This is a genomic window from Bacillus sp. LQ16, assembly GCF_057784645.1.
In genome coordinates this window covers 2,733,598-2,756,218 of the sequence record NZ_CM173491.1, presented here as the reverse complement: position 1 = coordinate 2,756,218, position 22,621 = coordinate 2,733,598, and the positions used below count along the sequence as shown (strand labels likewise).

The 22,621-nt window shown below is 33.7% G+C and carries 31 protein-coding genes and 2 pseudogenes; 26 read left to right on the top strand and 7 right to left on the bottom strand.

The window, feature by feature from the left end:
- Positions 1-48: 48 nt before the first annotated feature.
- From AC3EMB_RS13815 to AC3EMB_RS13760, 12 genes and pseudogenes are all read left to right on the top strand, one after another.
- Entirely contained in the window at positions 49-561 is a 513-nt protein-coding gene (locus AC3EMB_RS13815; protein WP_075718381.1) for a GNAT family N-acetyltransferase, read from the top strand.
- Positions 562-688: 127 nt separating this feature from the next.
- On the top strand, positions 689-1,465 hold the full coding sequence (locus AC3EMB_RS13810) for a serine hydrolase (protein ID WP_488517062.1): 777 nt from the start codon (positions 689-691) through the stop codon (positions 1,463-1,465).
- The gene (locus tag AC3EMB_RS13805) at positions 1,462-1,833 is read left to right on the top strand and encodes a hypothetical protein (RefSeq protein WP_488517061.1); all 372 of its coding nucleotides are present in this window, start codon (positions 1,462-1,464) and stop codon (positions 1,831-1,833) included. The genes AC3EMB_RS13810 and AC3EMB_RS13805 overlap by 4 nt, the downstream gene beginning before the upstream one ends.
- Positions 1,834-1,861: 28 nt before the next feature.
- Entirely contained in the window at positions 1,862-2,278 is a 417-nt protein-coding gene (locus AC3EMB_RS13800; protein ID WP_000680536.1) for a GNAT family N-acetyltransferase, read from the top strand.
- Positions 2,279-2,328: 50 nt separating this feature from the next.
- A complete protein-coding gene (locus tag AC3EMB_RS13795) occupies positions 2,329-2,703 on the top strand; it encodes a GNAT family N-acetyltransferase (protein WP_454484956.1) in 375 nt (124 codons plus the stop codon).
- Between the two features lie 30 nt (positions 2,704-2,733).
- Positions 2,734-3,087 carry an MmcQ/YjbR family DNA-binding protein gene (locus AC3EMB_RS13790; protein WP_000994624.1) on the top strand — a complete coding sequence of 118 codons (354 nt, stop codon included), beginning with the start codon at positions 2,734-2,736 and terminating at the stop codon, positions 3,085-3,087.
- A 21-nt stretch (positions 3,088-3,108) separates the two neighbouring features.
- Positions 3,109-3,816 (top strand): class I SAM-dependent methyltransferase, encoded by a 708-nt coding sequence (locus AC3EMB_RS13785; protein WP_000655266.1) that lies wholly within the window; start codon positions 3,109-3,111, stop codon positions 3,814-3,816.
- 65 nt (positions 3,817-3,881) lie between these two features.
- Positions 3,882-4,268 carry a ribosomal maturation YjgA family protein gene (locus tag AC3EMB_RS13780; RefSeq protein WP_078400771.1) on the top strand — a complete coding sequence of 129 codons (387 nt, stop codon included), beginning with the start codon at positions 3,882-3,884 and terminating at the stop codon, positions 4,266-4,268.
- Positions 4,269-4,291: 23 nt separating this feature from the next.
- Positions 4,292-4,795 (top strand): DNA topology modulation protein, encoded by a 504-nt coding sequence (locus AC3EMB_RS13775; protein ID WP_000720562.1) that lies wholly within the window; start codon positions 4,292-4,294, stop codon positions 4,793-4,795.
- Positions 4,796-4,956: 161 nt separating this feature from the next.
- Positions 4,957-5,637: a formylglycine-generating enzyme family protein gene (locus tag AC3EMB_RS13770; protein WP_098128038.1), complete on the top strand. Its 681-nt coding sequence runs from the start codon at positions 4,957-4,959 to the stop codon at positions 5,635-5,637.
- A gap of 92 nt (positions 5,638-5,729) precedes the next feature.
- Positions 5,730-6,923: pseudogene (locus AC3EMB_RS13765) on the top strand (macrolide family glycosyltransferase).
- Between the two features lie 442 nt (positions 6,924-7,365).
- Complete coding sequence (locus tag AC3EMB_RS13760; protein ID WP_088023622.1) at positions 7,366-8,733, top strand: lytic polysaccharide monooxygenase; 1,368 nt, start codon at positions 7,366-7,368, stop codon at positions 8,731-8,733.
- A gap of 126 nt (positions 8,734-8,859) precedes the next feature.
- Here the strand turns inward: AC3EMB_RS13760 and AC3EMB_RS13755 are convergent, their stop codons facing one another.
- The 3 genes from AC3EMB_RS13755 to AC3EMB_RS13745 form a co-directional block, all read right to left on the bottom strand.
- On the bottom strand, positions 8,860-9,294 hold the full coding sequence (locus AC3EMB_RS13755) for a GNAT family N-acetyltransferase (protein WP_001190870.1): 435 nt from the start codon (positions 9,292-9,294) through the stop codon (positions 8,860-8,862).
- A 111-nt stretch (positions 9,295-9,405) separates the two neighbouring features.
- Entirely contained in the window at positions 9,406-10,068 is a 663-nt protein-coding gene (rpiA, locus tag AC3EMB_RS13750) for a ribose 5-phosphate isomerase A (protein ID WP_488517060.1), read from the bottom strand.
- A gap of 4 nt (positions 10,069-10,072) precedes the next feature.
- Entirely contained in the window at positions 10,073-10,393 is a 321-nt protein-coding gene (locus tag AC3EMB_RS13745) for a 2Fe-2S iron-sulfur cluster-binding protein (protein ID WP_001125388.1), read from the bottom strand.
- 142 nt (positions 10,394-10,535) lie between these two features.
- Here AC3EMB_RS13745 and AC3EMB_RS13740 point away from each other — a divergent pair, with 142 nt between their 5' ends.
- Both AC3EMB_RS13740 and clpP read left to right on the top strand, forming a co-directional pair.
- On the top strand, positions 10,536-11,222 hold the full coding sequence (locus tag AC3EMB_RS13740; protein ID WP_000337521.1) for an RNA polymerase subunit sigma-70: 687 nt from the start codon (positions 10,536-10,538) through the stop codon (positions 11,220-11,222).
- A 21-nt stretch (positions 11,223-11,243) separates the two neighbouring features.
- Positions 11,244-11,825, top strand: coding sequence for an ATP-dependent Clp endopeptidase proteolytic subunit ClpP (clpP, locus tag AC3EMB_RS13735; protein WP_000991612.1), 582 nt, complete (start codon positions 11,244-11,246; stop codon positions 11,823-11,825).
- Positions 11,826-11,868: 43 nt separating this feature from the next.
- Here the strand turns inward: clpP and AC3EMB_RS13730 are convergent, their stop codons facing one another.
- Positions 11,869-12,726: a glycine betaine ABC transporter substrate-binding protein gene (locus tag AC3EMB_RS13730; protein ID WP_098126253.1), complete on the bottom strand. Its 858-nt coding sequence runs from the start codon at positions 12,724-12,726 to the stop codon at positions 11,869-11,871.
- Positions 12,727-12,897: 171 nt separating this feature from the next.
- On the opposite strand from AC3EMB_RS13730, the gene AC3EMB_RS13725 reads away from it, so the two are divergent.
- Together AC3EMB_RS13725 and AC3EMB_RS13720 are read left to right on the top strand one after the other, a co-directional pair.
- The gene (locus AC3EMB_RS13725) at positions 12,898-14,103 is read left to right on the top strand and encodes a quaternary amine ABC transporter ATP-binding protein (RefSeq protein WP_000370603.1); all 1,206 of its coding nucleotides are present in this window, start codon (positions 12,898-12,900) and stop codon (positions 14,101-14,103) included.
- Positions 14,096-14,932 carry an ABC transporter permease gene (locus AC3EMB_RS13720; RefSeq protein WP_001084752.1) on the top strand — a complete coding sequence of 279 codons (837 nt, stop codon included), beginning with the start codon at positions 14,096-14,098 and terminating at the stop codon, positions 14,930-14,932. Before AC3EMB_RS13725 ends, AC3EMB_RS13720 begins: the two co-directional genes overlap by 8 nt.
- A gap of 53 nt (positions 14,933-14,985) precedes the next feature.
- On the opposite strand, the pseudogene AC3EMB_RS13715 reads toward AC3EMB_RS13720, so the two are convergent.
- Positions 14,986-15,221, bottom strand: a pseudogene (locus AC3EMB_RS13715) (hypothetical protein).
- 217 nt (positions 15,222-15,438) lie between these two features.
- Here AC3EMB_RS13715 and AC3EMB_RS13710 point away from each other — a divergent pair.
- The 6 genes from AC3EMB_RS13710 (at position 15,439) to AC3EMB_RS13685 (ending at position 18,272) form a co-directional block, all read left to right on the top strand.
- Positions 15,439-15,606 carry a glycine zipper domain-containing protein gene (locus tag AC3EMB_RS13710; RefSeq protein ID WP_488517059.1) on the top strand — a complete coding sequence of 56 codons (168 nt, stop codon included), beginning with the start codon at positions 15,439-15,441 and terminating at the stop codon, positions 15,604-15,606.
- 91 nt (positions 15,607-15,697) lie between these two features.
- Positions 15,698-16,198 (top strand): HIT family protein, encoded by a 501-nt coding sequence (locus tag AC3EMB_RS13705; RefSeq protein ID WP_003291689.1) that lies wholly within the window; start codon positions 15,698-15,700, stop codon positions 16,196-16,198.
- Positions 16,182-17,006, top strand: coding sequence for a PP2C family serine/threonine-protein phosphatase (locus AC3EMB_RS13700; RefSeq protein WP_488517058.1), 825 nt, complete (start codon positions 16,182-16,184; stop codon positions 17,004-17,006). Before AC3EMB_RS13705 ends, AC3EMB_RS13700 begins: the two co-directional genes overlap by 17 nt.
- Positions 17,007-17,029: 23 nt before the next feature.
- Positions 17,030-17,395, top strand: coding sequence for a DUF4181 domain-containing protein (locus AC3EMB_RS13695; RefSeq protein ID WP_000767735.1), 366 nt, complete (start codon positions 17,030-17,032; stop codon positions 17,393-17,395).
- A gap of 62 nt (positions 17,396-17,457) precedes the next feature.
- Complete coding sequence (locus AC3EMB_RS13690; protein WP_098126249.1) at positions 17,458-17,865, top strand: NUDIX domain-containing protein; 408 nt, start codon at positions 17,458-17,460, stop codon at positions 17,863-17,865.
- A 23-nt stretch (positions 17,866-17,888) separates the two neighbouring features.
- The gene (locus AC3EMB_RS13685) at positions 17,889-18,272 is read left to right on the top strand and encodes a DUF4181 domain-containing protein (protein WP_488517779.1); all 384 of its coding nucleotides are present in this window, start codon (positions 17,889-17,891) and stop codon (positions 18,270-18,272) included.
- A 76-nt stretch (positions 18,273-18,348) separates the two neighbouring features.
- On the opposite strand, the gene AC3EMB_RS13680 is transcribed toward AC3EMB_RS13685, so the two are convergent.
- The gene (locus AC3EMB_RS13680; protein ID WP_488517057.1) at positions 18,349-18,858 is read right to left on the bottom strand and encodes a GrpB family protein; all 510 of its coding nucleotides are present in this window, start codon (positions 18,856-18,858) and stop codon (positions 18,349-18,351) included.
- A 40-nt stretch (positions 18,859-18,898) separates the two neighbouring features.
- Positions 18,899-19,744, bottom strand: a complete 846-nt coding sequence (locus AC3EMB_RS13675) for an oxidoreductase (RefSeq protein ID WP_212660425.1) — start codon at positions 19,742-19,744, stop codon at positions 18,899-18,901.
- 165 nt (positions 19,745-19,909) lie between these two features.
- Between AC3EMB_RS13675 and AC3EMB_RS13670 the strand changes: the two genes are divergently transcribed.
- The 4 genes from AC3EMB_RS13670 to acoB are packed head-to-tail and all read left to right on the top strand — an operon-like array spanning position 19,910 to position 22,609.
- Entirely contained in the window at positions 19,910-20,389 is a 480-nt protein-coding gene (locus AC3EMB_RS13670; protein WP_488517056.1) for a DinB family protein, read from the top strand.
- A complete protein-coding gene (locus AC3EMB_RS13665) occupies positions 20,382-20,528 on the top strand; it encodes a hypothetical protein (protein ID WP_001045412.1) in 147 nt (48 codons plus the stop codon). Before AC3EMB_RS13670 ends, AC3EMB_RS13665 begins: the two co-directional genes overlap by 8 nt.
- A 30-nt stretch (positions 20,529-20,558) precedes the next feature.
- Complete coding sequence (gene acoA, locus AC3EMB_RS13660; RefSeq protein WP_000921277.1) at positions 20,559-21,557, top strand: acetoin:2,6-dichlorophenolindophenol oxidoreductase subunit alpha; 999 nt, start codon at positions 20,559-20,561, stop codon at positions 21,555-21,557.
- Positions 21,558-21,574: 17 nt separating this feature from the next.
- Positions 21,575-22,609, top strand: coding sequence for an acetoin:2,6-dichlorophenolindophenol oxidoreductase subunit beta (acoB, locus tag AC3EMB_RS13655; RefSeq protein WP_454484937.1), 1,035 nt, complete (start codon positions 21,575-21,577; stop codon positions 22,607-22,609).
- The last annotated feature ends 12 nt before the right edge of the window (positions 22,610-22,621 follow it).

Sequence of the window (22,621 nt, the reverse complement as noted above, 5' to 3'; positions counted from 1 at the left end):
ATTAAGAAAATAGTGAAATAAGATGAACATGATGAAAGGAAGAAAATAATGATAAGGGAAGCAACGAAAAGAGATTTAGCATACATTTTAGATATTTATAACGATGCGATACTTTATACAACAGCTGTATATGCGTATAAACCTGTAACCCTTGAAAATAGAATAGATTGGTATGAACAAAAAAAGGCTGAAGGGTATCCCATTTTCGTATATGAATTAGATAATAAAGTAGTAGGGTTTGCAACATTCGGCCCATTTAGAGCGTGGCCTGCTTATAAATATTCAGTTGAACATTCTTTGTATGTAGATAAGGCGTATAGAAAAAATGGCATTGGATCTTCATTAATGAAAGAATTAATCAAAATTGCGAAGGAAAGAGAGTATATGACCTTAATTGCTGGAATTGATGCAGAGAATGAAAAAAGTATTGCCTTGCATCAAAACTATGGATTTGTTCATGCAGGGACAATAAAAAAAGCTGGTTATAAGTTTAATAAATGGCTAGATTTAGCTTTTTATCAGCTGGAGCTTAACGGTCCTGAAAATCCTATAGAAGAATAAATATTTTTCGGTAGCAAGAAAAAATTCATGCTACCTTTTTCTTATTTTAATAGCTGATGAAAAGGTATTTTATATTTAATATGGAATTATTATAAATTAATATAACAATATTAAAAGGAGGATGGAAATGGAAACTGTCATAAATAAAATAAAAGAGGTACAATCTAATTATGTGGGAATGGAAATTTATTCTACAAAAAACAATCGTATAGTTGCTTCATATAATAGTGAATTAAATATTCCGTTAGCATCAGCAGCAAAATTAGTTATTGGATTTGTAGTAGCACAAATGGTGAAGGAAAATAAACATAATTGGAATGATATACTTCATCACATTAAATTTAATCCGCATGAAGATAGTGCACAGTTATATCCGCACTTACAAGGAAGAACTTCTTTAACACTTAGTCAAGCGGTCGAGGTAATGATAGCTTGTCATGATAGTTATGTTGCACAGTCAGTTGTAATGCACTGTGGTGGATGGGATGCTGTGAAAATGTATGTACAAACGTACTTTTCAAAAATTCATATACAAGAAAACGCTAGAGATGAGAAAAATATTGGAGACTTAAATGAAGTTCTTGCCCTTTTGATACAAACCTTTCAAGGTTATAAATCAGAACCAGAATTATGGGAACCAATTATTAGTGGTATGGTAAGACAACAAGGGGAGTATGAAGAAATCCCATATTATCATTTAGCTCATATGACAGGTGGATTGCTCACAGCTACAATAAATATTGGTATAATAGGAATGTTTAACGAATTTTCGCTTCTTTATGTGATTGGGGGAAAAGATTTACCGAATCGACGTGAAAATAAAGAGGTAGATGAAGCTTTTGCAGTAGTTTTAAAGTACATATACAAAGAATATAGTGAAAACATGCTAGGAGTGAGCGGTTGAAAAGAAACTTAAAGACTTCAACAATCATTATTTTAATTTTAACGATTATTGCTCTTGAAGTTGGAATCGCACTATATGATCACGATTTGTCATTAGATACAATTTACTTTACAGCGATCCTTATTTGTATTGTCTTGCTTTTTGGCACACGTGTTTCTGGAGAGAAAGAAAGTACATCGAAACGAGGAAGAAGAAAAACAGCTCTTATATTTTGGCCATCTATTTTATTGTCTATCGTTTGTTTTGCGGTTATAAGTTACATAAGGGGAGGATATGTCTTTGTACCAGGGATAATTGGCTTTTCATGCCTTGTTACATATGGTGGATTCGTATGTATTAGTATTTCGAAGAGAAAAAATAAAATGTAGCTTACTAAGCTGAAAGGAAGCAATATATATGAAACATATAAAGAACGGTACACGCACTGAAGGAGAATATATTAAAAATAAAGTTATTCAATATAATATGTCCATCTTAACAGATGAGGCAAGACAGACGATGGAAGAAGTACGCCTCGTAGTAAAAAATGAAGAAGGAAAAATTTTTGGTGGCGTAACAGGTACGATGTATTTTTATCACCTTCATATCGACTTTTTATGGGTTGATGAATCAGTTCGTCATGACGGTTATGGCAGCCAACTTTTACATGAAATTGAAGGGATTGCGAAGGAAAAAGGGTGTAGATTAATATTGCTAGATTCATTTAGTTTTCAAGCACCAGAATTTTATAAAAAGCACGGTTACAGGGAGTATGGTATTGTTGAAGATCACCCGAAAGGTCATAGTCAGCACTTTTTTGAAAAGAGATTATAATAATATTATGTATACTGTTTGATAGGAGAAAGAATATGTAGACGTATAAATTGCAACAAGAACAACCAATCTGTGCAGAAAAAATAAAAAAACTTTATGATTCTGTCGGTTGGTGGCCAGAAAGAAAAGAAGTCGATATTGAAAAAATGTTAAAGAATAGCATAGCCATTGGAGTATGGGAAGAAAATGAATTAGTTGGATTTGCTAGAGTCGTTTCTGATGGTGTTTTTCGAGCATACATTGAAGATGTTGTCGTACATGAGAGTATAAGAAATAAAGGTATTGGAGAGAAGATGCTAACAATATTACTTCGAGAAATATCTCATATTGATATTGTTAGTCTATTTTGCGGAGAGAAGCTAATAAAGTTTTATGGTGAGCAACAATTTCAAGCAACGAAGCAAATTGTGATGCATCGTAATTAAACAGGGAAAGAATAAGAGGTGCCAATTAAAATGAATGCAACAAGAGCGTACTGTTTATCGAAAAGAAAAGCGACAGAAGATTCTCCAGATGGTTGGAGTGCAACATGTATGAGGCTTAATAATAAAATATTTGCGATAGTAAATCATGAAGAAGGTGAAAAAGCTGCGATTACATTGAAGTGTGATCCAGAAGTCGCATTAAGAATAAGAGAAGATTATCCAGAAACAATTATTCCAGGCTATCATATGAATAAAAAACATTGGAATACCGTTTATATTCATAAGGGTATAGAACAGGAGCAAATAAATAAAATGATTGATTGGTCGTATGATTTAGTACTACAATCATTTTCAAAGAAAAAGCAGCAGGAGTTAATGAATTAAAATGCATTAGGAGTGTGTGTAATGAAAGATTCGATTAAAGATACGTATGATAAATTAGCGAGTACATATAAAGAAAATCTAGATTTCGCAAATCCATATAACAGTTATTATGAAAGACCGGCGATGATGGAGCTTATTTCAAAGGAACTAGAAGGAAAAAAGATACTAGATGCTGGATGTGCAGCTGGATGGTATACTTCTCAATTCATAGGAAGAGGAGCAAATGTTACAGCAATTGACGTAAGTCCTGAAATGGTAAAAGCAGCAAAAGAATATATAGGAGAAGAAGCAACGTTCCTTTGTCATGATCTGCAAGAAACATTGCCATTTGAAGATAATACGTATGATGTGATTGTAAGTTCGTTAACTCTTCATTACTTAGAAAATTGGAATCAAGTATTTCAAGAATTTCGTCGCGTATTGAAGCCGGGTGGAGAACTTATATATTCTATCCATCATCCTTTTATGGATTTCACAAAGTTTCCATGTGAAAGTTATTTTGAAAAACAGCTATTAATAGATACTTGGGTTAAACCGAATATTACTATTGAAGTCGAATTTTTCAGAAGGTCACTACAAGACATAATAAATGAAACTACAAATTATTTTGTATTAGAAGAGATAGTGGAACCGAAGGCAGTTGAAAAGATGAAAGAAGTAGACGAAAAATCATATTATTATTTAAATACGAATCCACATTTTCTTATCATAAAAGCAACTAATAAATAGCTAGTAAAATAACTTTATTTTACTAGCTATTTACAGTTATACATTATATATTAGGAGACTTTAAAATGAATACGAAACGAAATAGAGTATTATATGCACTATTTACTATAGTTGTTATTATTTTAGGTCTTAGCTCAAGAAAGTTTTCTTTTGCACTACCACATCTATTAAATGATTACTTAGGCGATGCTTTATGGGCATTAATGATTTTCACTGGCTTTGGATTTTTGTTTCCTAAAACAGAGACGAAGAAGTTGGCTTTTATTAGTTTAATGTTTTGCTACGGGATTGAAGTGAGCCAATTGTATCATGCGAAGTGGATAGATAGCATTCGTGCAACGACTTTAGGCGGACTCGTGTTGGGATACGGTTTTTTGTGGAGTGATTTAGTGGCTTATACAATTGGTGTTGGAGTGGGAATACTTTGTGAGTTTATGTTACGGAGGAAATAATCGATTTTAAAAAGGAGCCCTTTATGAAAAAAATAATATTAATTGGTTCTGGTGGTTCAGGAAAATCTACATTAGCAAGGCAGTTAGGGAATAAATTAAATATTAAGGTGCATCATCTTGATGCATTATTTTGGAAACCGAATTGGGAAGGTGTTCCGAGAGAAGAACAAATAACAGTTCAAAATAACTTAATTAAAGATGAGAAATGGATTATTGATGGGAATTATGGCGGGACGATGGGTATAAGACTGAATGCAGCTGATACAATTATCTTCCTTGATATTCATAGAACAATTTGTGTTTATAGGGCTTTTAAAAGAATTGTAAAATACCGAAATAAAACAAGACCAGATATGGGCGCGGGATGTGAAGAAAGATTTGATTTGCAATTTTTTAAATGGATATGGGAATATCCTAATGCTAAACGACCTACAATTTTAAAAGGGTTAGAGCAATTGCCCGAAGAGAAAAAGGTTATTGTTTTAAAATCTCCAAATGAGGTTCGGAAATTTTTAGAACACATATAATAATAGAATGTAACAAAACAATTCTTTGTAGATCTTACCGATTAGTTTAATAAAACTAATCGTTTTTTATTATGAAAAATTTAACGCTTTTTGAAAATTGTATTTTGTAATGAGTATATGACTTTAATTTCATATAAAATGAACGTTTGGAGGAATAGAAAATGACTAACGATTTAATTCAACTAATCGATTCATTAATGGTCAATATTCCAACTGGAGAGGTAGTATTAAGAGATGATCGAATAAAAAAAGAATGGCTAGTACAAATTCAACCATTTCTTCTTGCAAAGTATGCTGTAACAATGGAACTATATGATGCTATTACAAATAGTACATTAAATAATTTTGATAAAAATCATAAACCAGTTGTCAATATTTCATGGAACGATGCCATTGCGTTTTGTAATGTACTTTCAAAAAAAGCGGGATTAAAAGAATATTATTCTATTAGTGATGGTGGTCAAATTGTGAAATGTAATTTAGATTCAAATGGCTACCGATTACCATCTGAGGCGGAGTGGCAATATGCATGTAAAGCAAGTACAACCGGATATACATACGGGAAACTTCATGATATAGCGTGGTATAATGAAAATTCAAATGGACATATTCATGACGTTGGCCAAAAAGAACCGAATGCATGGGGACTTTATGATATGCTAGGGAACGTTTGGGAATGGTGTTATGATTTGTATGATGAAACAGTGTACGGATCATACCGCATTTTTCGTGGTGGTAGTTGGGCTGAAACAGCGAGAGGGTGCGGCGCTACTTGTCGTCGTCGAAGCCATCCTACATTTCATATAGATGATCTCGGTTTTAGACTCGCTAGGTCAATTTAGTAGGAACATGATACGAACAGCTAGGAAAAGAGTATGGAGAGAATCCGTACTCTTGCCAACATAGAAATGATTTAACGTAAGGAGTGTTTATTATGGCGCGTGTTTTATTTATTAATGCTGGATCAGAAGGGCATATAAATCCAACTTTACAAGTTGTAGATGAATTGATTTCTCGTGGTGAAGAGGTCGTTTATTTTTCAATAGAAGCTTTCAGGTAGCGGATTGAGAAGACAGGTGCTACTGTACGAACGATTGATGATCAAAAATTTATAAAAGCGTTTCTATCTGGAGGCAGAAATTATTTACAGGAAAGAATAAATGGCCTTCTACATACAGCGGATATTGTAATACCTAGCGTTTTAGAACAAATTGAAGGTGAACATTTTGATTACATAATTCATGATTCTATGTTTGGCTGTGGCCACTTAATTGCTCAAATTCTTAAATTGCCATCCATAAATTCATGCACATCTTTTGCGCAGGATGAAAAATCCTTTGAGCAAATGTTAGGTCATCTATCAAAAAATATCCCAGTAGAAATTTATGATAAAATACAGAATGATTTTCAAAACTTAACGAAGGGAATTGCTGAAAAATATGGTGTTGAAATAAAATCATCGTATGAAGTTTTCTGTAATCCTGCATCCCTTACTATTGTATATACAATTAAGGAGTTCCAGCCTTTTGGTGATACGTTTGATGAAACATATAAATTTGTAGGACCATCTATCTCTGCACAAATGAAAAACAGAGACGTTGATTTTACTTCAATTGAAGAAAAAAGTCCGATTTATATTTCATTAGGTACTGTTTTTAATGAAGCGATTGACTTTTATAAACTGTGTATGAAGGCCTTTGAGAATAGTGAGCATACAATTGTTATGTCTATTGGTAGTAAAACAAAAATAAGTGATCTAGGCGAAATTCCTAAAAACTTCATTGTGAAAAACTATGTACCCCAAACGGAGCTGCTTACATATACGAAACTATTTATTACACACGGCGGGATGAACAGTGCGCATGAAGGACTGTATAACGGGGTTCCGCTCGTTGTAATACCGCAAAGTGCAGATCAGCCAGTAGTCGCAAAGCAAGTGGAGAGTCTTGGAGCAGGAGTAAAATTACAAATGCAAGGATTAACTGTGGATCAACTAAGTGAAAGTGTAGAAATAGTATTAAATAATCGTTCATTTAAAGAAGTTGCTTTGAATTTGAAGGAATCTTTCCAAAAATCAGGTGGATATAAGGAAGCTGTTGATGAAATTTTTTTATTTGTAGGTCAGTGAAAAAAATGAAATTATACATTAGAAAAGCATCTAAATAGGATGCTTTTTATTTAACTTTATAATTCTTATTTTTAATATCTAGTATGGTTAAAACTAAGGCACTGAGAGATATAAGTATAAGAATAAAAGTTAACCAGTTAAATGTATTTTCAATTATGAAGTAAAGATGATAGATAAATATATTCAAATTTTATTTTAAAATATTAGGACTTAGTTTTACATGTTAGTAATAATTTCACTGTTTCTGCACAACTTCTGCACATACTCAGGTAATTTCTATGTCATGATATATCCATAAAGTGAAATATTTCACAAGAAAAATATAATTTTACTGCGGTGTATGCATAATTAACACATACATCGGTACAAGTTTGTCTCTTGTTATTCTTTTACATCAAAGCCCACATTCCACTACAAAGTATAACAAGAAGGAGACATGAACATGAATAATCGATTTTTAAAACAACTACAAAATATGAAAATGAACAAAAAAAGTTTAGGAGCTGTAGCATTAACAGCTGGAATTATTAGTACGACACTTATTCCTCAAAATGCTTATGCGCACGGTTTTGTTGAAAAGCCCGGTAGCCGATCCGCTTTATGTAGTTCAACTTATGGTGCGCTAAATGTAAACTGTGGAAGTGTTATGTATGAACCACAAAGTTTAGAAGCTCCAAAAGGTTTCCCACAAGGTGGTCCAGTAGATGGACAAATTGCTTCAGCAGGCGGAAAATTTGGTGGTATTTTAGATCAACAAACAGCAAATCGTTGGTTTAAAAATACAATTACTGGTGGGGAAAATACATTTACTTGGAAGTATACTGCGCCTCACTTAACGAGTAAGTGGCATTACTATATTACCAAAAAAGGATGGAATCCAAATAAAGCGCTAACAAGAGCAGATTTTGAACCAATTGGAACTGTACAACATGATGGTTCTGCAGCTTCAAATAATTTAACTCATAAAATCAATGTACCTACTGATCGTAGTGGATATCATGTGATTTTAGCAGTATGGGATGTAGCTGATACAGCAAATGCATTCTATAATGTAATTGATGTTAATCTTATTAATGATGTGAAACCAGACATAGAAGCGCCAAGTATTCCAAATGGACTTCAGACGCAAAAAGTAACAGCGAATAGTGTAGAACTAACATGGAACGCTTCTACGGATAATGTAGGGGTAAAAGGATATCAAATCTTCCGTAACGGAGAGATGATTGATACAGTACTAGGCACTCATTTTATTGATAAGAAATTACAACCAAGCACAGAATACTCTTATACTGTAAAAGCAATTGACTCAGCTGGAAATGTATCGAAAGAAAGTACAGCGCTTACAGTAAAAACAACAGATGAGATTCCTGATACAGAAGCACCAACACAACCAAAAGGATTACATAGTATGGGAACGACAGCGTCAAGTGTGGATTTAATGTGGAGTCCATCTGACGATAATATTGGTGTAGACCATTACGATATTTATAGAGAAACAGAAGGATCAATGAAAAAGATTGCAACATCCAATACAACTTCTTATATGGATAAAAATCTGCTCGCTAATACTACTTATAAATATGTAGTAAAAGCTGTTGATGTAGCTGGAAATGAATCCGTACAGAGTGATATATTCACAATTACTACAAAAACCGAAAGCGCTTCATATGAAGCGTGGGATGCAAAAAAAGCATATAAAAAGGGAGATAGAGTTCTACACGAAGGAAAAGTATATGAAGCAGTCCAGAGTTATCAAGGAAATGGTGATCCGAACTGGATTTATGCATTATCATTATGGAAAACAGTGTAAGCTTTACCTAGATATGAACTAAGAGATGATGGGCTTTGATGAAAAAGGGAATCTTGAGAATTCACTTTTCTATTAATAAAAAAGGGTAGTGTATGAATACATAAGATTCATACACTACCCTTTTTATTATGATAACATTTTCGTCATAAGTATATGCGGAATGCCATCTTCCATAAATATATCAGAAGAAGTTTCATAACCTAATTTTTTATAAAATCCTTCAGCTTGTGTTTGCCCGTGTAGTTTCACTTTTGTAGCTTGTTCGTTACGAGCAATTTCTTCTAACGTTTGAATGATGACTTTACCTAATCCGTATGTACGATAATCTTTTAAAATGCAAATACGTTCTAATTTTCCGACGCCATCAACAAATCGTATACGCCCTGTACCTACAGGAAGCTCATTATAATAAACTAAAATATGTTTACATTGCTCTCCGATTTCATCGAATGTATCGAATTCATCTGAAAGAGGGACACCTTGTTCTTTTACAAATACTTCTTTTCGAATATGAAAGGCAGTTTCTAAATCAGCAAGTTCTGTTATAAGTTTGGATTGCAAAATGTTCAGTCCTTTCTAGTGTAATCAGCTTGTGTTTTCATAGTATATCATAATAAAGCGCTATTAAGAGGAGAACATACTAAAAAGCCAACTTTAAAAAGTTAGCTTTTATTACAATTCCTTTATCCCATTTTTAGCGCCGATAATTACTTTACTCGTCATACTTATAAACAACCCTGTTTCAACTACACCAGTAATCATTTTTAATTGAGTGTGTAAATGGGCAGGATTAGAAATATGATTAGAGAATATACAATCGATAATCATGTTATTGTTATCGGTTATATAGGTTTCATTATTTTTCAAACGTAATGTTGTTTGACATCCTAAAGACTGAATTTTATTTTCGGTTTGTTTCCATGAAAAAGGGATGATTTCAATAGGTAATGGAAAAGTACCTAAATGTGTTACAAGTTTCGATTCATCAGCAATGATAATTAGTTCTTTAGAGGAAGAGGCAACGATTTTTTCGCGAAGTAATGCACCGCCACCGCCTTTTATAAGTTGTAAATTTGAATCAATTTCATCCGCTCCATCAATTGTAAGATCAAGACTTTGTACGTCGTTTAACGAAATTAGGGGGATATTTAGTTGATGTGCTAATGCTTCAGTTTCTTTTGATGTCGGTACAGCTTGAAATGATAATCCTTCTTTTACACGCTCACCTAATTTTTGTATTGTCCAATATACAGTAGAACCTGTACCAAGCCCAATCTTCATGCCATCATTTACAAAGTTAGCGGCATATTCGCCAGCGAGCTGTTTTAAATTCATCGCTTTACTCCGCCGGACGCGGTCCGGCATCAAGACCTGAATTTTCAACTGTAAGTACCGGACGAACGACTATATCTTTATGTACACGCATTTGACAAGATAATCGTAAATGGTCTTCAATCCCTTTTTCCGTCATTGCATGTTTCTCATTCGCACTCGCTTCACAGAAATCACCTGCTAGTATTTCTACTCTACAAGTTGTGCAACGTGCATTCCCGCCACAACGATGAAGAATGTTGACACCGCTATCTTCAATTGCTAATACTAACTTCGTTCCTTCTTTTACATCAAATGTTCCCGCACCTTCAATTGTTAATTTTGGCAAATTTGTTCCTCCTCACGTAAAATTGTACATAACATATTTATGACCGCGAATTATTGAACATAAACATTATTTTTTTATATCCCCGTAACTTTTTTTTATGTTGAATCGTTTATTAAGTAAGCGCTGAAAAGGAGTGGTTATTTTGTGCACAAAAGTAACTCATGTTTTAAAGAACCGTATCGATATGAATCATTCAAATATAAACTTTTTAATTGAACAATATGGAGAGTTAAAAAGATATTGTACTTTTTTAACGAAAAACAAATGGGATGGGGAAGATCTCGCCCAAGAAACAGTGTGTAAAGTGCTTCAAAAATATAGAAATAAAGATATTTGTATGACACTCGTCTATAAAATAGCAAGAAATCGTTGGTTAGATCAGATGAAGTCTAAGTCTGTTCATGAAAAAATAAGAGAACAAATCACTTTTGAAGAACCACATGAGAACATTGCAGATTTGCATGAAATGGTAGGGAAAGTATTGTCTTCATTAAATGTACAGCAATCCGCAATTTTATTATTAAAAGATGTTTTTCAATATAGTATCGCTGATATTGCTAAAGTGTGTTCTGTATCAGAAGGTGCAGTGAAAGCTTCTTTATTTCGGAGTAGAAATAGGCTGAAAACTGTAAGTGAAGAAGGGGTCGAGATAGTCGAATTCACAGATGATATGGAAGTTGTAGTAACGTCTATTCGAGAAGAGAGACCGGAATTATTAACGAAACTGCTTCCGTCAATAGATTTTACTAAGTTACCATCTAAACAGCCAGTCTTATTATTTAATGTGAAACAACCTTCTTCCTACAGTTGTATGCTTTGCGCAGCATAACAAGTATTGGAGGGATTTAAAATGAATGCAATTCCATATGTAGTAGAACAAACAAAATTAGGAGAACGTTCCTATGATATATATTCAAGGTTATTAAAAGACCGCATTATTATTATCGGTTCAGAAATTAATGATCAAGTAGCGAGTAGTGTCGTAGCTCAATTATTATTTTTAGAAGCAGAAGATGCAGAGAAAGATATATTCTTATACATCAATAGCCCCGGCGGTTCAACGACAGCAGGTTTTGCAATATTAGATACGATGAATTTAATTAAACCAGATGTGCAAACGCTGTGCATGGGCTTTGCGGCATCATTTGGTGCATTGCTATTATTATCTGGAGCAAAAGGAAAACGGTTTGCGCTCCCTAACAGTGAAATTATGATTCATCAGCCGCTTGGTGGTGCACAAGGGCAAGCAACAGAAATTGAAATAACTGCGAAAAGAATATTAAAGTTAAAGCATGATATTAATAAAATGATTGCAGAAAAAACAGGCCAACCGATTGAAAGAGTAGCACATGATACAGAAAGAGATTATTTTATGACTGCAGAAGAAGCGAAGGAATATGGGATTGTAGACGATGTTGTTACGAAAAAATAAGATGAAAAAGGCTAGAGGACATATTAATTCTCTAGCCTTTTTATTAATCCTTTACCCATTCATCAACTAATGCTTGATTTTTTTTAATCCATTTTCGCGCAGCTTCTTCAGGATCTTTTGTTTTATTTAACATGACCATTAACGTACCGAGCTGTTCATCGTTCATTTTCCATTTATCAAAGTATTTTATAACATCTGGGTGATCTTTTTCGAAACCTTTACGAACGGAGTAATAAATGTCATCTTTTTCACCATATACTTTCTTAGGGTCTTTTAAATATTTCAAGTCAAATTCTGAAAAACCCCAATGCGGATTCCAAAGCGTAACAGCGATTGGTTTCTTTTTTGTATATGCTTTCTTTAGTTCACTCATCATCGCAGCTTCAGAGGATTGGACAAGTTTTAGTTTTATTTCATATTCTTTCATTGCTTTATTCGTTAAATTCATAAGACTACTACCGGGTTCGATACCGACAATTTTATTATCTAGTTCATCTTTATGAGCATTTAAATCTTCGATACTGTTTATGTTTTTCATATAAGAAGGGACGACTAAACCTAGTCCAGTACCTTCGTACCATTTTGATTTTAAGACAATATCATCTTTATAACGATCGTTTAGCGGTTTATCTGTAACTGGTAGCCATACTTCTAAATTCGCATCAACATCGCCACGAGCAACACCAGTCCAAATTGCGGCTTTTTCTAAATACATAAGCTCAACTTTGTAGCCTTTTTCTTCTAATAAAACTTTCCACATGTTTGCAGTTGCAATATTTTCTTTCCAACTTGTTACACCAAGTTTAATTTTTCCTTTCGAATTTGCATTTGTTGCATTACATGAAGTGAAAATCATAGTAATAAATAATGCAAGGCATATAAACCAAATTTTCTTTCGCATCGAAAACCTCCTAAGTAACGTTTGCCTTATAAAATAAATGTATAAGTAAGCATTCTTATTATGAACGGAAACGAGAATTTTAAAGAAATCTTATGAATGTCATTTTTATGTAATATTTCTTTGTAAAATCGCAACACTATGTGAATAGATGGGTAGAAAAGGAGTAGTGACATGGATAATACAAAGGTGCGTGTTGAAAACGTAACAAAAGTATTCGGGAAACATCCGCAAAAAGCCCTTTCCTTATTGAAAGAAGGAAAAAGTAAATCGGAAATTTTAAAGGAGACAGGAATGAACGTTGGTGTGAAAAAAGCAACGTTTGAAGTATACTCTGGAGAAATTTTCGTTATTATGGGTTTGTCTGGTAGCGGGAAATCTACGCTAGTTCGTATGTTAAATCAATTGATTAAACCAACCGCAGGTCATATATACATAGATGGTGAAGACATCGCAACGATGGGAAAAGAAGAGTTACGGAGAGTAAGAAGAACGAAAATGAGTATGGTATTTCAGAAGTTCGCTCTATTTCCGCATCGTACGGTTATACAAAATGTTGCATATGGGTTAGAAATACAAGGAGTTCCGGTTGAAGAGCGAGAGAAAAAAGCGTTAGAATCGCTACAGTTAGTAGGACTCGATCATCATAAAGATAATTATCCAAGTCAACTTAGTGGTGGTATGCAGCAGCGCGTTGGAATCGCAAGGGCGCTAACGAATAATCCAGATGTATTACTAATGGACGAGTCATTCAGTGCATTAGATCCACTTATTCGAAAAGAAATGCAAGATGAATTGTTAGAGTTGCAAGATAAAATGGAAAAAACGATTATATTTATTACGCATGATTTAGATGAAGCGCTTCGAATTGGAGATCGTATCGCATTAATGAAAGATGGAGAAATCGTTCAAATTGGAACGCCAGAAGAAATTATGATGAGCCCCGCTAATGAATTTGTAGAAAAGTTTGTTGCGGACGTGAATTTAGGAAAAGTAATTACGGCGGAGTCTATTTTAAAACGACCAGAAACTTTATTAATTGATCGTGGACCTCGTGTAGCCCTTCAAATTATGAGGAATGCTGGTGTTTCAACTGTATATGTTGTAAACAAAAAGTATGAGTTTTTAGGTATATTAACTGCGGATGATGCGAGTAAGGCAGTACAAAAACAGTGGCCGATTGCTGATTTATTACTTAATGATATTCCGCATGTGTATTTAGATACTTTACTGGAAGAGACGTATGCAAAAATGGCGGAGATGAAATATCCGTTACCAGTAATCGATGAGAAGAAAAGGCTAAGAGGAATTATTAAACGTGAAAGTGTCATTCAAGCTCTTGCAGGAAACATTGAGGAAGAGGTGAAAGACGATGAATAGTATACCGCGTATTCCATTAGGGGAATGGGTAGACTCATTTGTTGCAAGTTTATATGAGCACTTTGAAGGCTTATTCCGAGGATTCTCTTATATTATTGGTGGATTCGTTGATTTACTCACTAATTTTTTAATAATAATTCCTGCCATATTGATGATTATTATCTTATGTTTCCTCATTTGGTACACAACGAGAAAACTATCTTTAGTCATTTTTACGCTTATTGGATTATTATTTATTTTGAATATTAACTACTGGGCACAAACGATGCAAACATTGGCACTCGTACTTACGTCAGTTATTATTTCAATTATTGTCGGAATTCCAATTGGTATATTAGCATCTCAAAATGAACGTTTCTCAAAATTTTTAAAACCAACATTAGATTTTATGCAAACAATGCCTGCATTTGTATACCTTATTCCAGCGATCACATTTTTCGGAGTAGGTGTAGTACCTGGAATTATTGCATCAGTAATCTTTGCAATGCCACCGACAATTCGTTTTACTGACTTAGGAATTAGACAAGTTCCAGAAGATTTAATTGAAGCAGCGAATGCATTTGGATCCACTGCATCACAAAAACTATTTAAAGTACAATTACCACTTGCTACCGGAACGATTATGGCTGGTGTGAACCAAAGTATTATGCTTTCGTTATCGATGGTTGTAACAGCGTCACTTGTAGGAGCTCCTGGACTTGGAGTTGATGTATATCGCTCGGTAACACAAGTTAATATCGGAATGGGATTTGAAGCTGGATTAGCTATCGTAGTAATCGCAATTATATTAGACCGAATTACACAAGGGTTCCATACGAAAAGAAAATAATGACCAAAAAACACACTTTTATACTACAAAGTGTGTTTTTTATTGCATCCAGTTTACATACGAACGATAACAGAACCTCCAGCTGGTGCACAAACTTGGTTTTGCTGTTGTTCCATGGATTTAATTAATTGATTATTTTCTTCAATTAATGAGATTAATTTAGCTAACTGACTTTCAAGACTTGCGATGCGCTGCATCATATATTGTGAATCATGATGCAATGTATTCCTTAAAGGATGGGGGAATAAACATACTGTTGATTTATATTTGGATTCCAATGAGGATGCATTTGAATCGTTCCTCCTTCAATAAATTACGGATCTTTCTTATAGTAAATGCCTATATATATTTAATGGTTACTTGAAATTTTTTCATTATAAAAGGAGTATGTACAGAAAATGGAAAATATTATATATGAAGTTAAAGTGCATTTTTTGAAAAGATTCAAGCGAGATAGTGCGTATATTAATACATTTAAATGAATGCATGTTGTTTAGGGAGAAATGATGGGAGGAGATGCAATTTTGGCTAAAAATAAAAAAAGAAATGATGCTTTGGCAGTAGGTGTCGGTATAGGGGTTGTAATCGGTGTATTTCAAGGGCACTTTACAAATAATTTAATAATCGGAATTGTGATTGGGATTATAATTGGGATTGCGTTTTTGAAGAAATAATGAGATGTAAATTCATTTCAAAAATTGTTGTATCAAAAGAATGAAAATTCGGAATACGAAACCTGTTTTTCCTTTTTTTGTGCTATTATATATGAAAAGGAAGGTGATGGATATGTCAACAAACAATCAAATAGAACAAAACTGTTTCATTTGCGAAAAACATAAAGGAAATATTATAGTTCCAGGTGGAGCTATTTACGAAGATGAACTCGTTTACGTTGGACATGTCTACTGGGATAGTGAAGAAACATACCTAGGTTATGTAATGATAGATATAAAAAGACATGTACCTGGACTTGCTGAACTAACAGATGAAGAAGCGAAAGCGTTCGGACTTATAACAAGTAGAGTAAGTAAAGCGCTAAAAGAAAGCGAAGGTGCAGAGCATATTTACACTTTTGTTTCAGGAAATGGTGTACCACATATGCATATGCACATTATTCCACGTTATCCCAATACACCAAAAGAATTTTGGTCACCAACCGAAGTAGCGAAATGGACTGGTGCACCATATGGTGATGAAGAGAAAATAAAAAAACTATGCGAAAGAATACGTAAGTATATGGTAAATGAGTATGCATACAACAAATAATACACAATATTCATGGGTTGGAAATATAGAAATGTGTTTAGGAGAAATTTCAGTTAAGCAATATGGTGATATTGTACTTGGTAAATATGGCGGGAATATAAGTGCTGGAGCGAAAAAGAATGAAGATGGTGCATTAGTTTGGTCAAATGGTGAATGGGAATTTGCAGCTACATTAGATGGACATAATAGTGCAGAAAGTGTTGATTTAGTAGTAAATACAATCGAAAAAGAATATGAAAATATAAGCGTAATTTTGAATGAACCAATTGATACAGTATTTCAGTCTGTTGAAAATCATATACTTACAATTTTTCAGTCATCTTCATTTAAGGAAAAGTGCAAAAGAATACAAGGTGAAACAGCTTGCTTACTATGTGTAAGAAAAGAAAATTATATATGGTGGCTTTCTATTGGTGATTGTTTAGTTTATGTATTTCACGAAGAGTTACATAAGTTAGGACAATATGCATTAAATCAACGTCATTTTTACGAATGGATTGGAAATGTAAACACATTTGATTTACTTGTTCCTTGTTATTCATCAGGTATTCGTGAATTACGTACTGGAAAGAACCGAATTGTAATGGTGACAGATGGAGTATTAGAATGCGGGGAACGCCGATATGAAACGCCAGTAAATCTGTATAATAATATGAATAGAAATAATAAAAAACTTGAAGAAAGTGTTCATCATGTATTAGAGCACGTTCATCATCAATTCGGACGCGATAGTGCGACTATAATTAGTTGGGACGTTGAAAATAAAGAGAGTGCTACGTATCCGAGTAATCAGCCGGAGAAAAGGTAAAGGAGGAGGCCTTTCTGTTTTTTTTGAAACTAATTGTCTTATTGTTATGGATTATAATTTTATTCTTTTTAGAAAAAATTGTGAGGAAGAAGTTAAATATACCGAGACAAACTGGATGGAATAGTAAATATGTCAGCCAATCACATAAATGGGGGCAATGGATTATCATTATTTCTTATGTAGTACTTATGATGATAGGTTCAATTTTGAATCCAATATACATGACTTATATACCAATTTTCTTTTTTATGACGTTGTACATTTTTCAAGGATATATGCAGTGGAAATATGATAGGAAAGCAAAAGAATATATTATTTCGTTTGGAATTGTTCCGTTACTAATAATTACAGGTTTTATTTTGAATGTATTCTATAATACGTATTGGTGATGAATGGTCATACAAATAAAGGGTGAGAAAATGATAAGACACCACGTTTACGGGCTGAAGTAATGATTGTAAACGACGAACATTCAAAAGTACTAGTACAATGTGATGAGAATGAATCATTTTACCGTTTTCCAGGTGGCTCTATTGAATTTGGTGAAACGCCAAAAGAAGCAATGATTCGAGAGTTAATAGAAGAATACGATTTGAAAGTTGATGTTCAAGAGTTAGCAATTGTAAATGAACACATTTTTGAGTGGGGCAACGAAAATGGTCATCATTGTACATTGATACATTGGGGGACTGTTGAAAAAATCATTACAAATGAAATAAGGCATAAAGAGCATGAGGATATTATATTAATTTGGAAAAGTCTAGAGGAATTACAGGAGAAGCCGACATATCCTGAAGGCATCATAAGTTATTTAGAAGGGGATAACCGTAATATAGTCCAATTTATTTCAAGTAATTAAATGAAATAATAGGAGGGGTTAAAATAGGAGCTTCTACTTTTTGGATTATAACTATTGTTTTTTGTATAGCTGTCTATTTTCTCGATAAGTTTTTAAGAAAAAAATTGAATATGCCCACGGGTGGTTTTTGGGGATATAAGAAACATGTAAATAGTTTACATAAAAAATTGGAAATAGGACTACTTTTTATTTATTTAATAACTAGCTTTATATTTATCTTTAAATTTGAGAGTGTTAATATCGCTTATGTCATTTTTGCTTATTTAGGTGGGACGTTAATCTTAAGAGCAGTGATGGAATGGAAGTATGATAAAGAATCGAAAGAATATATATTTTCGGTAATTGGGGTATTCACGTTTATTTTTATGACTTCGATACTATTTTACTTCTTTCCACCTGCTGTATAATAAAAATTTGATAGTGCAAATAATGAAATAACTAATAAGCAAGAAACCATTTACTACTAAATGGTTTCTTGTTTATTTAAGCATTTATTTTAGTTAATATAGATGTAATGAAATTAGTTTTATCTTCTGCATACTTATGTTTATCAATAGGATTAGCTTGTGAAAGTTGAATCTTTAACTGTTCATACTGCATGCGTGCAGTTTTATTGTCTATTAAGTAATCACGAAATTGTAATTGTTCTATTAAATATGTATTCCCTTGTTCATACATATGAATTTGATGAGTTCTTGGTTCACCTTTATTAAAATAGTATCTTTCGGGTAATACTTCTTTTCTATATTTATAGTTTAGTAGTTCTAACTTTTTAATACAATGTATACCGTCCGTATAATTTTCTAATTCAATTACTATATCAATAATTGGCTTTGCACTTAAATATGGAATAGAAGTACTACCAATATGGTGTATCGCTAAAATATGTTCGCCAATTTGTTCCTCAATGATTTGTTTCTCTTTCATAAACTCAATTTCCCATTCTTCAGTCCACGGCACTAAAAACACTTCCCCATACGGTAAACCTAACATTTAATTAGCACCTCTTTCAAAATAGTTTTCAAAAAGTTTATTACATCTTCTTAAAGCTTCTCAAAACAAGGTATTCCCACAATCTCCAAGGAAGAATCTTCTTCGTAAAGATCATAAATTTTACACCTTTTCCAATAGGATATCGTAAAGTAGTACGCTTTTTTTCAGCAATTTCAACGATTTTATTAGCAACATTTATCGGATTACCAAATGTATCACTACCGCTATTAATATGTTTTTGTATTTTATCCATATATTCTTTGTAAGGAGATGTTGTATCAGATTGGTTTTCAGCTAGTTGTTTACCAACCTCCCATATATTTGTGTTGTAAGAACCAGGTTCAATTAAAGCGACATCTATTCCGAAAGGTTTTAATTCTAAGCGAAGCGATTCACTCCAGCCTTCTAATGCATATTTTGAAGATACATAAGGAGATAAACCAGGAAATCCAACTTGGCCGCTAATGCTGCTTATATTAATGATTTTTCCGCTTCTTTGTTCTCTCATATATGGTAAAACAAGCTGAGTGATTGATATAGCTCCAAAAAGGTTCGTTTCAAATTGCTTTCGATATTCGTCTACTGGGATTTCTTCTACAAAGCCCCCAGTTGCATATCCTGCATTATTTATAAGGAGATCTATTCTATTAATTTCTTTTAAAAACAATTGGAAATTATGTATAGAATTTTGATCTGTTACATCTAATTGTTGAACTTTTATATTGTGCTGTAAGTTAAGTTGAGTAACTTGGGATAGTAAGGTTCCTTGTTTTTCAAGGTTTCGCATTGTAGCGATAACTAAATAATCTTTTTTTGCGAGTTCGAGTGTAGTTAATAGTCCAAATCCACTTGAGGCTCCAGTAATTATTGCGATTTTTTTATTCATTTTTCGCCAGCTTTCTTTTTCTTTTATCATAACGAGTTATGATAAGAAAATCTATTATTCTTACATTCAGTATGAAATGAATTTGTATGTAAAAAAGGAGATTATAGGGAATCAGCGTATATAGAGTAGTGTATATTAATATGATAATGAAATGAGGGAAGAAAAATGGTCCATGTAAAAGCTGTATTAGCAGATCAGCTATTAGCGAATGCAAATGATCTCAGTTGGTATATGCCATTTTCAGATGCAGTTAAGGATTTATCTGAGAGGGAAGCTTTCTGGAAACCGAATGAAGAGAGTAATAGTATAGCTGAAATCGTACAACATTTACTGTATTGGAACTCTACGTGGCAAACTAGGTATAAAGAATCAAATGTGAATGCAGTACCCGCTATAGGAGATAATAACAAAAGTTTTATGCTCTCAGATAATCAAACTTTCGATGAATTACGGGAAAAACTACTAGAAAAACTGTTACAATGGCAAAATCTCATAAATGAAGAAAAGGTTGAAAGTGATGTAGTGGGATTTCCTGTTTCTGCAAAGTGGTGGGAAGTGCTAGCGAATGTAACAACTCATAATGCATATCATATTGGTCAAATTATTTACATCCGAAAATTACAGAAGAGCTTTGATAATGAATAAAGTAACAATTCTCTTATTAAGGGAACAAAAGTGGACAAAACGAGACAAACGTCTCATTTTGTCCACTTTTTTATTGTTTAAAGATAGAGAAAACCTATTAAAACAAGGATTCGAAATTGGCACAATACTTGCAATATAAAAGACGAACAAGAAAATAGGAGGGCTGGACATGTTAAAAACAACTGAAAGTAAAGGGAATGAAATTACGAAAGAACAAGCTCGTTGGATGTACGAAAAAATGTTAGAGATTCGTAAGTTTGAAGATAAGGTGCATGAATTGTTCGCGCAAGGCGTTTTGCCAGGTTTCGTTCATTTATACGCAGGTGAAGAAGCGGTAGCAGTTGGTGTATGTGCCCACTTAACGGATAGTGACAGTATTACAAGTACACATAGAGGTCATGGACATTGTATCGCAAAAGGTTGTGATTTAAATGGTATGATGGCTGAACTTTTCGGGAAAGCGACAGGATTATGTAAAGGAAAAGGCGGTTCCATGCATATTGCCGATTTAGATAAAGGAATGCTAGGTGCGAATGGCATTGTAGGCGGCGGTTTCCCACTTGCTTGCGGTTCAGCATTAACAGCTAAATATAAAGGAACAAAAGATGTAAGTGTTTGCTTCTTCGGTGACGGAGCAAATAATGAAGGGACATTTCATGAAGGGGTTAATTTAGCGGCGATTTGGAAGTTACCAGTTATTTTTATCGCAGAAAATAACGGTTACGGTGAAGCAACTACATTTGAATATGCTTCAAGTTGTGATTCTATTGCTGATCGTGCAAAAGCTTATAATATTCCAGGTGTTCAAGTAGATGGAAAAGATCTTCTAGCTGTATATAAAGCTGCTGCAGAAGCAGTGGAACGTGCACGTAATGGTGATGGTCCAACAATTATTGAATGTATGACATATCGTAATTATGGTCATTTCGAAGGTGAAGCACAAACATATAAAACATCAGAAGAAAAAGAAGAACATTTAAACGAAAGAGATGCAATTGTGAATTTCCGTAAGCATTTAATTCATGAAGGTTTATTAACGGAATCTGAACTTGTTGATATGGAAAAAGCAGTAGATGATGCAGTACAAAGATCCATTGAATTTAGTGAAAATAGTCCATACCCAGACGATGAAGAATTATTAAAAGATGTATACGTTTCTTACAAATAAGAGGAGGGTGAAAAATTATGACTAGAACAGTAAGTATGTCAACTGCAATTAATGAAGCAATGAAAATCTCAATGCGTCGTGATGAAAATGTAATTTTAATAGGTGAAGACGTTGCAGGCGGTGCACAAGTTGATCACCTGCAAGATGATGAAGCTTGGGGCGGTGTGCTTGGTGTTACGAAAGGACTTGTACAAGAGTTTGGCCGAAATCGTATATTGGATACACCAATTTCTGAAGCGGGTTATATGGGAGCTGCGATGGCCGCTGCTGCAACTGGGTTACGTCCGATAGCTGAGTTAATGTTTAATGATTTTATCGGTAGTTGTCTTGACCAAGTATTAAACCAAGGTGCGAAATTCCGTTATATGTTTGGAGGTAAAGCAAAAGTACCCGTTACAGTACGTACGATGCATGGCGCTGGTTTTAGTGCAGCAGCTCAACATTCACAAAGTTTGTACGCATTATTTACGAGCATACCAGGTATTAAAGTTGTTGTTCCTTCCACACCGTATGATGCAAAAGGCTTATTATTAGCGGCAATTGAAGATGATGATCCAGTAATCTTCTTTGAGGATAAAACACTTTACAATATGAAAGGTGAAGTGCCAGAAGGATACTATACAATTCCATTAGGAAAAGCAGATATTAAACGGAAAGGTTCTGATGTAACAATTGTCGCAATCGGAAAGCAAGTTCATACAGCGCTTGCAGCTGCAAAGCAATTATCGAAAAAGGGGCTTGAAGTAGAAGTAATTGATCCACGATCTTTATCACCGCTTGATGAAGATACTATTTTATCATCTGTTGAAAAAACAAATCGTCTTATCGTCATTGACGAAGCGAATCCTAGATGTAGTATTGCAACAGATATTGCGGCAATTGTAGCGGATAAAGGTTTTGATTTGTTAGATGCACCTATTAAACGAATTACAGCACCACATACACCCGTTCCGTTCTCACCACCACTTGAAAAGTTGTATTTGCCAACGCCAGAAAAAGTAATTGAAACTGTATCAGAAATGATCGGAGACCAATCTTTATTACATGTGTAATAAAACGATGAG

Coding starts and splice junctions, on each gene's coding strand:
- AC3EMB_RS13815 (WP_075718381.1), top strand. CDS start 49: ATGATAAGGGAAGCAACGAAAAGAGATTTAGCATACATTTTAGATATT.
- AC3EMB_RS13810 (WP_488517062.1), top strand. CDS start 689: ATGGAAACTGTCATAAATAAAATAAAAGAGGTACAATCTAATTATGTG.
- AC3EMB_RS13800 (WP_000680536.1), top strand. CDS start 1,862: ATGAAACATATAAAGAACGGTACACGCACTGAAGGAGAATATATTAAA.
- AC3EMB_RS13790 (WP_000994624.1), top strand. CDS start 2,734: ATGAATGCAACAAGAGCGTACTGTTTATCGAAAAGAAAAGCGACAGAA.
- AC3EMB_RS13785 (WP_000655266.1), top strand. CDS start 3,109: ATGAAAGATTCGATTAAAGATACGTATGATAAATTAGCGAGTACATAT.
- AC3EMB_RS13780 (WP_078400771.1), top strand. CDS start 3,882: ATGAATACGAAACGAAATAGAGTATTATATGCACTATTTACTATAGTT.
- AC3EMB_RS13775 (WP_000720562.1), top strand. CDS start 4,292: ATGAAAAAAATAATATTAATTGGTTCTGGTGGTTCAGGAAAATCTACA.
- AC3EMB_RS13770 (WP_098128038.1), top strand. CDS start 4,957: ATGACTAACGATTTAATTCAACTAATCGATTCATTAATGGTCAATATT.
- AC3EMB_RS13760 (WP_088023622.1), top strand. CDS start 7,366: ATGAATAATCGATTTTTAAAACAACTACAAAATATGAAAATGAACAAA.
- rpiA (WP_488517060.1), bottom strand. CDS start 10,068: ATGAATTTAAAACAGCTCGCTGGCGAATATGCCGCTAACTTTGTAAAT.
- clpP (WP_000991612.1), top strand. CDS start 11,244: ATGAATGCAATTCCATATGTAGTAGAACAAACAAAATTAGGAGAACGT.
- AC3EMB_RS13730 (WP_098126253.1), bottom strand. CDS start 12,726: ATGCGAAAGAAAATTTGGTTTATATGCCTTGCATTATTTATTACTATG.
- AC3EMB_RS13725 (WP_000370603.1), top strand. CDS start 12,898: ATGGATAATACAAAGGTGCGTGTTGAAAACGTAACAAAAGTATTCGGG.
- AC3EMB_RS13720 (WP_001084752.1), top strand. CDS start 14,096: ATGAATAGTATACCGCGTATTCCATTAGGGGAATGGGTAGACTCATTT.
- AC3EMB_RS13710 (WP_488517059.1), top strand. CDS start 15,439: ATGGGAGGAGATGCAATTTTGGCTAAAAATAAAAAAAGAAATGATGCT.
- AC3EMB_RS13705 (WP_003291689.1), top strand. CDS start 15,698: ATGAAAAGGAAGGTGATGGATATGTCAACAAACAATCAAATAGAACAA.
- AC3EMB_RS13700 (WP_488517058.1), top strand. CDS start 16,182: ATGCATACAACAAATAATACACAATATTCATGGGTTGGAAATATAGAA.
- AC3EMB_RS13690 (WP_098126249.1), top strand. CDS start 17,458: ATGATTGTAAACGACGAACATTCAAAAGTACTAGTACAATGTGATGAG.
- AC3EMB_RS13680 (WP_488517057.1), bottom strand. CDS start 18,858: ATGTTAGGTTTACCGTATGGGGAAGTGTTTTTAGTGCCGTGGACTGAA.
- AC3EMB_RS13675 (WP_212660425.1), bottom strand. CDS start 19,744: ATGAATAAAAAAATCGCAATAATTACTGGAGCCTCAAGTGGATTTGGA.
- AC3EMB_RS13670 (WP_488517056.1), top strand. CDS start 19,910: ATGGTCCATGTAAAAGCTGTATTAGCAGATCAGCTATTAGCGAATGCA.
- AC3EMB_RS13665 (WP_001045412.1), top strand. CDS start 20,382: ATGAATAAAGTAACAATTCTCTTATTAAGGGAACAAAAGTGGACAAAA.
- acoA (WP_000921277.1), top strand. CDS start 20,559: ATGTTAAAAACAACTGAAAGTAAAGGGAATGAAATTACGAAAGAACAA.
- acoB (WP_454484937.1), top strand. CDS start 21,575: ATGACTAGAACAGTAAGTATGTCAACTGCAATTAATGAAGCAATGAAA.